This is a genomic window from Cryobacterium sp. Y11 (assembly GCF_002929535.1).
GTDB lineage: Bacteria > Actinomycetota > Actinomycetes > Actinomycetales > Microbacteriaceae > Cryobacterium.
On record NZ_PJJO01000036.1, the window covers coordinates 16,784 to 28,429 of the forward strand.

An 11,646-nucleotide genomic window follows, 5' to 3' on the forward strand; every position below is an offset into this window, starting at 1 on the left:
GACACGAGAATGCTTACCTGAACGGTATTGAGGCTTAGGGCGTGTTCATCCCACCGTTCACGTTGAGGGTCTCCCCGACGACGAAGCTAGACTCCGCGGAGGCGAGAAACACGTACGCCGGCGCCAGCTCGGCCGGTTGCGCGGCTCGTCCCATCGACGTCTCGCTGGATCCGAACTCGGGGAGCGTCTCTGGGTCCACGCCGCGCGTGACCTGCAGCGCGGTCCAGGTCGGCCCTGGCGCGACGACATTGACTCGGATGCCGTGCGGGATGAGCTGCTGGGCCAGCCCCTTCGAGAAGTTGTTGATTGCGCCTTTGGTGCTCGCGTAGTCCAATCGATCCGGTGAAGGGGTGTAGGCCTCGAGTGAAGCGGTGTTGATGATCGTCGAACCGGGTTCGAGGTGAGGCACGGCCGCCTTAACGATCCAGAAGAGTGCAAAGACGTTCGTCGCATAGGTCTGCTCGAACTGCTCATCGCTGATCTCCGCGAGCGTGGGTTGCCACACCTGCTTGCCGGCGACGTTGACGACCGCGTCGAGTCCACCCATGGCGCTCACCGCCGTGTCGACGAGCGCTCGGCAGTAGACCGGGTCGGTGAGATCGCCCGGCACCAACGTCGCGGTCCGACCGGCCCGCTTGATGACGTCGGCAATGTGACGCGCATCCGACTCCTCTTCTGGGCGGTACGACATTGTGATGTCGGCTCCCTCGCGAGCGAAGGCGATAGCCACTGCGCCACCGATGCCGGAGTCTGCTCCCGTGATCAAGGCACGCCGACCGGTGAGTCGGCCGGTTCCGCGGTACGTCGCCTCGCCGAGGTCGGGCACCGGCGTCATCTGCGACTGGATACCGGGCTCGTCTTGCTGCTGAACGGGTGGGCTGATGACGGGGTAGCGGGTGCGCGGATCGCCGAAGGTGTACTGGTCTGGCTTCGCGGGGGCGGGTATTGCGGTGGGCTCTGTCATTTCTGTCTCCTTGCCGAGCGGGATGCACCGTCGGCACCCGAGAGCTCTTCGATGGTGATGGCCGCGTTGATGAGTCCTATATGGCTGAGGCCCTGGGGCAGATTACCGAGGAACGAGTGATCGCTCGGCTCGATCATCTCGGCGAAAAGACCCACGTCGTTCGAGAGCTGGACGAGTTCGTCCATGAGCGCCGTCGCTTCGTTGTGGCGACCTACGCAAGCCAGTGCGCTCGCCATCCAGAAGGAGCAGGCGACGAAGGCTCCCTCCTCCTGATCGGCTCCACTGTAGCGATAGAGCAGCGGACCCCTGCCCAACTCGTTCCGGATGGCGTCGATGGTCGACGACATGCGGGGCCCGCGGTCGAAGCCGCTCGTAGCGTGCCGCAGTACCGAGGCGTCCAGGCTCTCGTCCCCGGCGTGGGCGACGTAGGCTTGGAGCCTATCGGACCAACAGTGCTCGTCGATCCAAGTTCGGATCTCGTCACATTCGGCTCGCCATCGCTTCGCATCGCCGGGCATGTGGCCGGCCTCGCACAGCTGGGCCGCAGCATCTAGCGCTTGCCAGCAGCCCATCTTGGAGGAGGTGTTGTGGTGCTGCTCCTCGAGCTCCCACATCCCTGCGTCTTCCCGTCGCCAGACTCCAGCGGTGTGTTCGGCGAGGGATTCCAGCAGCAGGCCTGTCTCTCCGTCCAGCACGTTGCCGGCGGTGACGTAGATGCGAATCACGTCAAAGAGGTCGCCGAAGACGCTGAGCTGCACCTGATCGGTCGCCCGGTTTCCCGAGACCACCGGGCCGATTCCCCGCCACCCGGGTACCTGGTGCGTGGTGACCTCCCCCGGGAGCTCACCGCTGAGTGTGTAGAGGATGTGCAGTTCGGGACCGTGATTCTTGAGCGTCCGGAGTAGCCAGTCCACCGCCGAATGCGTCTCCTCCCGCAGACCGAACCGCACCAACGAGTGGACGGTATAGGCGAGATCACGCACCCACGCGTAGCGGTAGTCCCAATTCTTGCCCCCGTGCAGGCTTTCAGGTAGCGAGGTCGTCGCCGCTGCAGCGATGGAACCGGTCGAGGCGTACATAAGGAGCTTCAGTGCGAGCGCGCTGCGGTGCACGTGGAGCGCCCAGGGGCCGTCGTAGCTGAACTCCTTCGACCAGGCGCGCCACGCGCTGATGGAGCGGTCGATGGCGGTATCCGTATATTTTCCAACCGGAATGGGAAGTGGGCCATCCGACGTTCCTGCGACGACAAGCAGGTGTCGCGACCCCTTCGACGTCGTGAATCCACCCGTTATCGTGCGATCGCCGCCGCTGTGTGGCCCGTGCTGGATGCCTTGGACGGTGAGGTTGACAGTGTCGATTCGCAGGATCTTGCCGAGGGGGCCATCTTCGACCCACGGCGACGACGAGCCGAAACGGGTACCCGGCACGACGTCCCAGTGGAACTTCACGGCGCCCCGGATCCCCTCGATGCGACGCGCCAACTCAGCCCACGGCAGGCGTCCGGCGAGGCCCGTGATTAACGCGTCCGTGACGCGTGCGACCCCGGACTCCGTGGTGAATGTCGTCCGCAGAACGTTCGTCCCGCTGAGGTAGCTGCGTCGCACGGTATACGGCTCGGTCGGCGCAAGTTCGATCTGACCGCCGTGTTCGGCATCCAATAACCGGGCGAAGACTGGGGTGGAATCCATATCGGGAATGGGGAGCCAGTCGATGCTGCCGTCCCGGGCGATGAGCGCGACTGTCCTGCCGTCCCCGATCGCGGCATAATCCCGTAGATCGACATAGCCGTCGGTGCGGGCTTTCATGGCGAGCATGCGGTGATCTACCATGTTGTGCTGAGGATGGCATCCGCGGTGCGGAGTGAAAGTGCCATCATCGTGAGGCCCGGGTTCGCGGTCAGCGAGCTCGGGAACACCGAGGTGTCGCAGATCCAGAGATTGGGGATGTCGAAGCTCCGACCGTCAGCGTCGACTACGCCGACGTCGGCCGTCTCGCCCAGCCGGCAGGTCCCGAGGGTGTGAGCAGATCGCGGCAGAACCAGGATGTCGCTGCCACCCGCCGCCGACACGATGTTGGTCATCGTCGTGACCGCGTGAGCCTCGATCGCCTTCTCGTTCTCGCCCGCAGTGAAGCGTATGTGCGCCTTGGGCACGCCGAGCTCGTCGACCTCGTCGGACAGGGTGAGCCGATTTGAGTCGGAAGGCAGGCATTCCGCGTTGATCCCCAGGCCGGCCATATACGGGTACTGCTCGAGCGCCTCGGTAAGTTCCGGACCCCACAGTGAGCTGCCCCGGATCAGCGTCGTCGCGAAGGTCAACGGCATCGCCCCGAGGCTCTGCATCAGGTAGCCGCCCACGAAAGCGGCGTCAGGCGGGCGCACCATGTCTTCCGAGATGATCGACGATGGATAGCCGCGATACGACCGCATTAGCTGGTCGAATCGTCCCCAGACCTGCACGCCACCATGGGCCATAAAATTTCGGCCGACCTGGCCGGTGCTGTTTGCGAGTGCGTTGTGCAGCAGCAGCCGCGGAGTCTCGATCCCGCCGGCGCTGAGCACCAACATCGCGCAGCGTTGGCGGTGGTCGACGCCACCACGTCGATAGATCACGGCGGTGACGGCGCCGGATTTGTCCGTTTCGATGGTGTGCACTGTCGAATCAGCGCGGATCTCGGCCCCGCGCGACAAAGCCACCGGGAGGTAACTGGTATCCATCGAGACTTTCGCGCCGTTGCGGCATCCTTGGTGGCAGGCGCCGCAGTTGACGCAAGCCTGACGCAGTCCGAATCCCTCCTGCTGCCAGTCCTGGCTGATGACAGCAGCGGGCGCATCGGTCGCGCGGATGCCGAGCGCCTCGCATCCACGCATCATCATCTCCGACGAGGCGTTGCGCGCAACCGGCGGCAGGGCGTAGCGCCGATCAGGGTCCCAGGGATAGTTGGACGGCCCGGAAACACCGAGGTACTGCTCGACGCGGGCGACATAGGGCATGAGCTCGGAAGGGGAGATCGGCCAGTCGACACCCTGACCCGTCTCGCGTCGAAACGACATGTCACGCGCGTCGGGGCGCGGCGTAAAGGCACCCCAATGCAACGTCGAACCGCCGACACCGCGGCCGCTGTTGTTGGGCCCGAAGGCGGTCGGTGTTTCGCCTCCACTGAGCCGCTCATCCATCCAGATGATGTCGACTGCCTCGGTCTCGTCAGGCGTGTGGTCGCCGGGCTCGACGTTCGGGCCGGCTTCCAGCACCACGACCCTCAATCCGGCCGACGCTAAGGACGCCGTCAGAGGGGCCCCGCCAGCCCCTGACCCGACCACGATCACGTCGACCTCGTCGGCGTGGTCGAACACGCGCATGCCGCTCAGGTTCATTCGGTGCCGCCGCCGCTCGGTTCCCAGGCTTCTCGGCGGCCGGCTTCGAGAAGAGTGAACCCCTGCTTACGGACGCCGTCGCCGCCGTTGCCGAAGCCGTCGTACTTGACGCGTGAGAAGGTCGCCGGGTGCGCCATCCACTGACGAGCCAGATCCACGCGGGCGTCTTCGAACCAGAACTGCAGCTGCTTAGAGTTCAGCGTTGAGCCCTCGGCGACGAAGCTGCCGTCGATCAGCTGCGCGATCATCTCGCCCTGTCGCTCCGGGGTGTCAACGCCGAACCCGACCAGCGCGTCGAGACCGAGGCGATAGGCGTCCACGTCGGCGGGCAACGCCGCGTTCCGCCAACCGTCGCCGCCTCCGCGACCGAGCTGCTGGTCGACACGAGCGGCAAGGTCGATCGCGTCATCGCCCTGCGGGACAAGTCGCTCAGCGATGTCGCGCAGTGTCGCTAGTTGCTGGCTCGACAAGACCAAGGGTTGGTAACCAGGGTCATCCGCCAGCACCCGCCGGGACAGGATGCCGCGGGTTCGCTCGCTCGTCCGTTCCGACGCGATGACTCGACCGGTGCTCGGGGGAACCCCCGGAGACGTCCCTGCATGGTCACGCCAGAAGGTCAGGATCGCGGCGGCGACCTCCTGAGGACGCTCGATCGGCAGAAGATGGGCGGCATGCTCGATCGTCACGAACTTCGCCGCCAGGTAGGTCGCCCCGTTGAGGCGGCGCTGCGCGGGGTCCCCCAGATCCCCATCCTGGGCGCCCGAGACGATGAGAGCTGGCACAGCCAGGTTTCCGACTTCTGAAGACCAGTCTTCGCGACTGCCCCTCTCCAACCAGGCGCGCCAAGCCAGCGGGTCCGTGCGCCGCACGCCCGACACCGCACTTGCCATGTCCGTCTCAGCGAGTGGCTCGGCAATGTTGGCGTCGACGAACTCGCGCGCCGATTCGTCGCTCAAGTGGCCGTCGGAAGCCGAGTGGCTTTCTGAAGCCCAGCCGATCATCAACTCGCGGCGGTCCTCTGCCATCGGCTCGGGCGTCACGGGAGATGCGGCCAGCAACACGACGCCGGCGAGGCCGAAAAGGGGCGCCCGACCAGACAGAGTTCGCGCGGCGATGATCGAGGCGATTTTTCCGCCCATGCTGTGGCCGACGAGCATCCATCGCGCAGCACCATGCGCACGGATCCGGCGGATGACGAACTCGACCGTCTCCTCCACCGAGGCCCCGTCGACCCACGCCGTGTCACCGAACCCGGGTAGATCGATGGCGACCACCTCGATCTCGCCAGCCAGGGCGTCGCGAAGGTGAGCAAACTCGACAGAGCTCGCGCCCAGGGCATGAAGGCAGAACGCCACCGGCCGCGCGGATACCCGGGCGCTCTTGCTTGACATGACATCAGTTAACCGGAAGATCGCCGATATTTCAAGGGCGATTGGCGAGGCCGACCGGACAGGTACCGTTCCCCTTTCTGCGGGAAGGGTTCGATGCGGTGTAATGGGAAATAGCCAAGACGACCCGGTTTTGCCAGGTCGCTTCGGTCAGCAGCTGATCACACCCACCAAGCAAAACGGCTTCTGGTTCGAGCGTGTGCTCCGTATTGCAGAACTCCCACCCATGACGATTCATGATCTTCGACACACTGCCGCAACCCTGGTAACCAAACCGTCAGCAGTCCCATGCCGTGTCACTTGGGAACCTCTAACGGGACGATTTACGTGAACGCAACAACGCCACATCGCTGACAGGGAAAGCGATCAAGCCTCCTGCGCAGAGAAGAGCGATTGAGCTGCCGCGGATATCTCGGACAGTGGGCCCTCTTAAAATGAGGGTTCACTGAAAGTAGAGATCAGCAGCAGGTCAGAGAGCACATTACCGGGGTCACTTGTCGGTGCAGGCTGGGCTCGAGGTGACAATGCTGGAGAGGGGAGAACTTTCGCTACTCCTGGTATGGTACCGCGATCGGCACGGTTCACGTCGGCGACGCGTATGCCAAGCGTGCTGCCCAGTCGGGCTGCCTCCGCACCAATCGATCTCAGCCGACAATATGCAATATTTTGTTGTCGAAGCCCCATGGGCAGTCGCCGAGTACCCCAAACACATGTCCCGCGTCGGACAGCGTCTGCTGCCAGTGGATCTCCCGACCCGGCGGTGCGTTGAAATTCTTCGATCCTACGATGGTCGCCCCTTAAATACATTGGCGGCAGAGGGTGCAGCTCGTAACGCGCATTCAAACGTCCCTCGACACCGTCATCGGTGTCTACCGACGTTGTCTCAGTGAGCATTGCGATAGTTGCGACAATCCGTTCATCTGATGTGTCATTTTTTCACCTTAGACCGAGCCTTTATCAGATCCGTGGTCAGCGGAGTACGTTTGGGCAGAGACGCGACCCAGCCTGTTTCGCCGCGGAAACGGATCCACTTCTCATTGCGAAGGAATATGACGACATGACAATAAACTCCATTCCAACGGCGGGTACCGCGAAACTAACCGGTGAACACCTGCATCTCGTACACCGGTTGGCGACCCAGTTGAGGGTGGATTCCATCCGTTGCAGTACACAAGCCGGTTCTGGTCATCCGACCTCATCGCTGTCGGCGGCAGATCTGATGTCGGTCCTTCTGGTCGGGCACCTGCGGTATGACTGGGCCAACGCCCAGCAGGCGACCAATGACCATCTGATCTTTTCGAAAGGTCACGCCTCGCCGTTGTTGTATTCGATGTACCGTGCTGTGGGCGTTATCGATGAGGACGAGTTGGTGAACTCCTACCGCCAGTTCGGTTCCCGACTCGAGGGGCATCCGATGCCTATCCTGCCCTGGGTGGATGTTGCGACTGGTTCTCTCGGCCAGGGCCTACCGGACGCGGTCGGCGTGTGTCTGGCCGCAAGATACCTGGACAAGCTTCCCTACCAGACATGGGTGCTCTGCGGAGACAGCGAGCTGGCAGAAGGTTCCATGTGGGAGGCGATCGACAAGGCAAGCTATTACAAACTCGGCAACTTGACGGCCATCGTCGACATTAACAGGCTCGGCCAGAACGGGCCTACCGAGCTGCAATGGGACATGGACAAGTACGCCAAACGGGTCGAAGCGTTCGGCGCACACGCCCTCGTGCTTGACGGACATGATGTCGTCGCGATCGATGCGGCACTGACCGAAGCTCGGTCCCATCCGGACCAGCCGACAGTGATATTGGCCCGCACCATCAAAGGCAAAGGTGTGCCCGAGATTGAAAACAAAAACGGCTGGCATGGCAAGGCTCTCCCGCCGGAAATAGCGGACCGTGCTGTCGCCGCCCTCGGTGGCGTGACCGGGCTGACTATCACCACCGCTGTTCCTGATGCTGGGACATCTGCGATCGTCCCTGACGCTGGCGCCACAGTCACCCTCCCTACGTGGGAGATCGGGCAGAAAGTTGCTACCCGGGCGGCTTTCGGTGCCGCGATTTCCGCGCTCGCAGTACGACCGGAGGTAGTTGTCCTTGACGGAGAAGTCGGCAACTCCACGCATGCCGGTGAGTTTCGGGAGGTCTGTCCGGAACGATTCTTTGAAATGTTCATTTCTGAACAACAACTCATCGCTTCCGCGGTGGGTTTGTCGGTGCGCGGGTATATCCCCTTCGCGTCAAGCTTCGCCGCTTTCTTGATCGCCCGACCCTACGACTTCATCCGGATGGCCGGCGTGTCGGAAGCAAACATTCGCCTGGTCGGCACCCACGCCGGCGTTGAAATCGGCCAGGATGGGCCCTCCCAGATGGCTCTGGAAGACATCGCGGCGATGCGCGCTATTCATACCTCCGTTGTCGTGTATCCAAGTGATGCCCCCTCGACCGCGGCACTGGTGTTGACGATGGCCGACACCAACGGCGTCGTATATCTACGCGCGACCCGCGGCGCGTACCCGGTCATCTACTCACCCGAGGAGAAGTTCCCCATCGGCGGATGCAAGGTCCACCACGCCGGGGTCGAGGACACCGTTGCACTGATCGGCGCGGGAGTCACCTTGCACGAATGCTTAGCTGCCGCCGAAAAACTCGCCGATTTCGGTATCGGTGCACGGGTGATCGACCTTTACTCGATCAAACCACTCGACCGTGACACGCTAATCGACACCTGCCGCATCACCGGTGGGCGACTGGTCGTGGTGGAGGACCATTACCCCCAGGGGGGCATCGGGGGTGCAGTGATGGAAGCGTTGGCTGATGCCGAGGTGCCGGAACTGCGAGTCAAACTCCTCGGCGTCACCGGCCTACCGATGTCGGGTGCGCCGGCCGAACTCTTGGACGCCGCGGGGATATCAGCTCGGCATATCGTCACGGCCGCCCGAGAACTGATGGAGGTTTGATAATGCGCATACCAAACGCAGCTAACTCCCGAAAGCGAGCAGAGTGAGATTGCCGGCAGCAGTGATCCGGTGCTGTGTAGGTCAGCACCGTAGCACGAAAGTTTTGGTTTCCCAGAAGGTATGCCCGTCATATCCCGGCTCGGTGAGCCCTGTCGCAGCGATCGCCCTCCCTAGGTACGCGCCAGCCTGAAGTATGTGAAACAGGAGAAACCGCACCGTCTGCTGGATTGCAGTGTCGCCGTCGAGTTCCACATCCGTCTGGGACCAGAAGTTATTCAGAAAGGTGCGCTGCCCGGCGGGCAACCGGTTCCATTCGGTCTGCATCGCACCGACCAACACCGCGTCGGCCTGGTCTCGGACCGCGGGCTGCGACCGGGAACCGGACCAGTTGTACACAACAAACCTTAATCAGCCGCTGCCCCGGCTCCAACGTGCTTGAGAATGTCATCCACCCCATATGCGGGAAACTCTCCGAACGCACTTTCGTTCTGGGCGGTTCGTCCACGACATGATCTATTACCGCCGCGACAATTAGACCGTTCTGCCGAGTGGAGTGCACCAATACGGTACGCGCGCCGCGGGCAGAATCGGCCTGCTCTACCAACGGTGACTCCAACAGCGCAGCCACCCGCGGGTCTCCGCCCGGATCGGGAAGCTGCTCATTGGCCACCAGCTCGGACTCTACCTCGACCCGTGTGGTTTGATCGACGGGCTCGACCTCGTAACAGATCGCCGCGACCGCCCGTTGCACAAGAAACACCATCAGTGTGTAAGTGATAGTGACCACACAGCCGGCCGGGAAGACCCACTCAGTCTGACAGGTCAGCGTTCCGGTTCTGAAGTCCAGGCTGCGCTCGTGGGAACGCAGTAATCCGTAGCGGACATCGAACGGCTCATCGTTGACCAGAAACCGGATCAGTTTTCCGTTGGTGACGTTGATGATCGTCTGCCCAGACTCCGGATACCCGTAACCATTTTCGGCATAGAGCAGCGGGCGCTCTTCAAAGACCCCGTTCAGGTAAGAGCCCGGCAGCCCGTGCGGTTCACTCTCGTCCAGGTTTCTGCGCCAACCGATGGAACCGTTGGACAGGGCGAACACCGACTCAGTCTGCGCCAGGACATCCAGATCAAAACTGGCTTCCCGCAAGCATTACGGCTCGACTTCGAAGGCTGGATGATCGATCATGCAGCCTGCAGCAGGTTCGCAAGATCGGACACCACGATATCGACCCCATGGTCGCGAAGAGCCTGCGCCTGACCCTCCCGGTCCACGCCGATAACTCCGGCGAAGTTGTCAGCGAGGCCGGCCGCCACTCCGGCGAGGGCGTCTTCGAACACGACGCATTCCTCCGGTCTCAGTCCCAATGCGTGCGCCCCAACCAAGAATATGCCGGGGGCATGCTTCTCCGTCAAAGGCTTCCGCTTAGCAGTCAGCCCGTCAATGCGCTGATCGAAAAGATTCGCTATTCCGGATGCGATAAGCACATCCTGGCAGTTGGTGCTGGAAGACACCACCGCGCAACGCAAACCACACGATCGAACCGCTCGCACTTAACGCAGCGATCCCTCATACATCTCAACGCCATCCTCGCGGATGTGGCGCAGGACGATATCGTTCTTCCGGCTGCCGAGCCCGTTGACCGTTTCGAATGCGTCCTCGGCACTACCCTCCGGCAGGCCCACCCCACGAGATACCGGGAAAGAGCGGGTACCGTCGGCATATGATTTCCCGTCAACATACGCGTCGTAGTTGGCAACAGCATCGAAAGGTACGAATCGGCCACCGCTTTGGTGATGACATCATCCAGATCGAACAGGCATCCGCGCACCCCGTCGGTCACGCCGACAGAGGTAGTATCTACCGCCATCGGTTCGGATTGCTGGTTATGGGCAGCCTTGCTTGCGTCGCCCGCGGGCAGCTATACCCGGTTCTGTTTCATCGGCGGAGAATCTGGGCGAGCACTGCGGCTTCGCTGATATCCGGGTTCTTAGTGCCGGTCAGCAGGGTCAGACGATGACGAATAGCCAGATCTCTCAAATGTTGCAGCGCCTTGCCGCGTTCGACGTGTTCCAGTTCGGCGCCGTAGCGTCGAGCGAATTCTTCGAACTTGGCTGGGTCGTGACTGTACCACTTTCGTAGTGCCGTCGACGGGGCGACGTCCTTGCACCATTCGTCCAGTGCCGCCTTGACCTTCGTTATCCCACGTGGCCAGATGCGATCCACTAGGACCCGGACTCCGTCCTGCTCCTCAGCCTCGTCGTACACGCGGCGAACCTGTATATCCGGTTTCGCAACCACTATGCAACCTCCCCAACAATCGGTCTCAACGTCAAGATTACGGGCAGCCCAGCTTGTAGGCACCTGATCTGCTCTTAGAACCGCCCTCGAACAGTCGTGGGCCACTGCGCTACTAGCCATCTTTCGTGGAAAAAGACGCTTTCTAGCCAACGTTAACCACGGCCGCGCAACGGCCATTCAGCACGCTCGTGCCCGCGTTCTCACGACGGCTTCTACCGAGCACCCTGAACGCTTCGTTCAGCAGCACCCGCAACCAGCCACGTTCTCGATGACGTCCTGGATCAACGAACCTGAGAAGGAAGAAACGAACTCAATGGCCGCCTAAAGAAACTGACTCATAAAAGTTGACATCTTTCGAAGGCAATAAAGAACGTCATTGCTCGCTTTGCGAGCAGCGAGAGCCCGACTGGAGGATGTCCTAAGCTCACGAGCTCACGAGCTCACGAGCTCACGAGCTCACGAGCTCACGCCGCATCTTCCATTCCGAGCGACCGCGTGGACGCTGAAGCAGCAGTTTTCGAGAAGAATGACGCACCTAAGATGCTCGGGAAGTCACCGTCCTCGGTCACAACACGGATCAGCTCGTTGAAATTGAACCCGTCGAAGCCTGAGCTTGGGCTTAGTTCTGCGCCGCCGATTGTGGCTGTCGATTCTCGGCGCTGACCA

10 protein-coding genes and 1 pseudogene are annotated in these 11,646 nt (G+C 62.2%); 1 reads left to right on the top strand and 10 read right to left on the bottom strand.

The features are described 5' to 3' along the window. Nucleotides 1–34: 34 nt before the first annotated feature. The 4 genes from CXY75_RS00940 to CXY75_RS00955 are packed head-to-tail and all read right to left on the bottom strand — an operon-like array spanning nt 35 to nt 5,728. Nucleotides 35–964 (bottom strand): SDR family oxidoreductase, encoded by a 930-nt coding sequence (locus CXY75_RS00940; protein WP_104081009.1) that lies wholly within the window; start codon nt 962–964, stop codon nt 35–37. Continuing rightward, a complete protein-coding gene (locus CXY75_RS00945) occupies nt 961–2,793 on the bottom strand; it encodes a glycoside hydrolase family 15 protein (RefSeq protein ID WP_104081010.1) in 1,833 nt (610 codons plus the stop codon). Before CXY75_RS00945 ends, CXY75_RS00940 begins: the two co-directional genes overlap by 4 nt. Then, nucleotides 2,787–4,337: a GMC family oxidoreductase gene (locus tag CXY75_RS00950; protein WP_104081011.1), complete on the bottom strand. Its 1,551-nt coding sequence runs from the start codon at nt 4,335–4,337 to the stop codon at nt 2,787–2,789. Before CXY75_RS00950 ends, CXY75_RS00945 begins: the two co-directional genes overlap by 7 nt. Continuing rightward, nucleotides 4,334–5,728, bottom strand: a complete 1,395-nt coding sequence (locus CXY75_RS00955) for an alpha/beta hydrolase (RefSeq protein ID WP_104081012.1) — start codon at nt 5,726–5,728, stop codon at nt 4,334–4,336. Before CXY75_RS00955 ends, CXY75_RS00950 begins: the two co-directional genes overlap by 4 nt. Before the next feature lie 1,054 nt (nt 5,729–6,782). Here CXY75_RS00955 and CXY75_RS00960 point away from each other — a divergent pair. Further along, nucleotides 6,783–8,681 (top strand): transketolase, encoded by a 1,899-nt coding sequence (locus CXY75_RS00960; RefSeq protein ID WP_104081013.1) that lies wholly within the window; start codon nt 6,783–6,785, stop codon nt 8,679–8,681. Nucleotides 8,682–8,762: 81 nt separating this feature from the next. Here CXY75_RS00960 and CXY75_RS20865 read toward each other — a convergent pair whose 3' ends face one another. The 6 genes and pseudogenes from CXY75_RS20865 to CXY75_RS20225 all read right to left on the bottom strand — a co-directional run. Beyond that, nucleotides 8,763–9,005, bottom strand: a complete 243-nt coding sequence (locus CXY75_RS20865) for a hypothetical protein (RefSeq protein WP_199182316.1) — start codon at nt 9,003–9,005, stop codon at nt 8,763–8,765. Then, nucleotides 8,953–9,828, bottom strand: a complete 876-nt coding sequence (locus CXY75_RS00965) for a hypothetical protein (RefSeq protein ID WP_199182317.1) — start codon at nt 9,826–9,828, stop codon at nt 8,953–8,955. The genes CXY75_RS20865 and CXY75_RS00965 overlap by 53 nt, the downstream gene beginning before the upstream one ends. 35 nt (nt 9,829–9,863) lie before the next feature. Further along, nucleotides 9,864–10,019, bottom strand: a complete 156-nt coding sequence (locus CXY75_RS20795) for a hypothetical protein (RefSeq protein WP_304481707.1) — start codon at nt 10,017–10,019, stop codon at nt 9,864–9,866. Between the two features lie 18 nt (nt 10,020–10,037). Continuing rightward, nucleotides 10,038–10,232, bottom strand: a pseudogene (locus CXY75_RS20870) (hypothetical protein); the annotation flags it as partial. A 385-nt stretch (nt 10,233–10,617) separates the two neighbouring features. Continuing rightward, a complete protein-coding gene (locus tag CXY75_RS20220) occupies nt 10,618–10,980 on the bottom strand; it encodes a DUF488 domain-containing protein (protein ID WP_369826624.1) in 363 nt (120 codons plus the stop codon). Between the two features lie 464 nt (nt 10,981–11,444). Continuing rightward, nucleotides 11,445–11,646 (bottom strand): hypothetical protein (locus CXY75_RS20225; RefSeq protein ID WP_233201653.1); only part of this gene is annotated, 202 nt, incomplete at its 5' end.

Excerpts from the sequence above, each read along its gene's own strand:
- CXY75_RS20865 (WP_199182316.1), bottom strand. The coding sequence starts at position 9,005 with ATGCAGACCGAATGGAACCGGTTGCCCGCCGGGCAGCGCACCTTTCTG.
- CXY75_RS00960 (WP_104081013.1), top strand. The coding sequence starts at position 6,783 with ATGACAATAAACTCCATTCCAACGGCGGGTACCGCGAAACTAACCGGT.
- CXY75_RS00950 (WP_104081011.1), bottom strand. The coding sequence starts at position 4,337 with ATGAACCTGAGCGGCATGCGCGTGTTCGACCACGCCGACGAGGTCGAC.
- CXY75_RS00940 (WP_104081009.1), bottom strand. The coding sequence starts at position 964 with ATGACAGAGCCCACCGCAATACCCGCCCCCGCGAAGCCAGACCAGTAC.
- CXY75_RS00955 (WP_104081012.1), bottom strand. The coding sequence starts at position 5,728 with ATGTCAAGCAAGAGCGCCCGGGTATCCGCGCGGCCGGTGGCGTTCTGC.
- CXY75_RS00945 (WP_104081010.1), bottom strand. The coding sequence starts at position 2,793 with ATGGTAGATCACCGCATGCTCGCCATGAAAGCCCGCACCGACGGCTAT.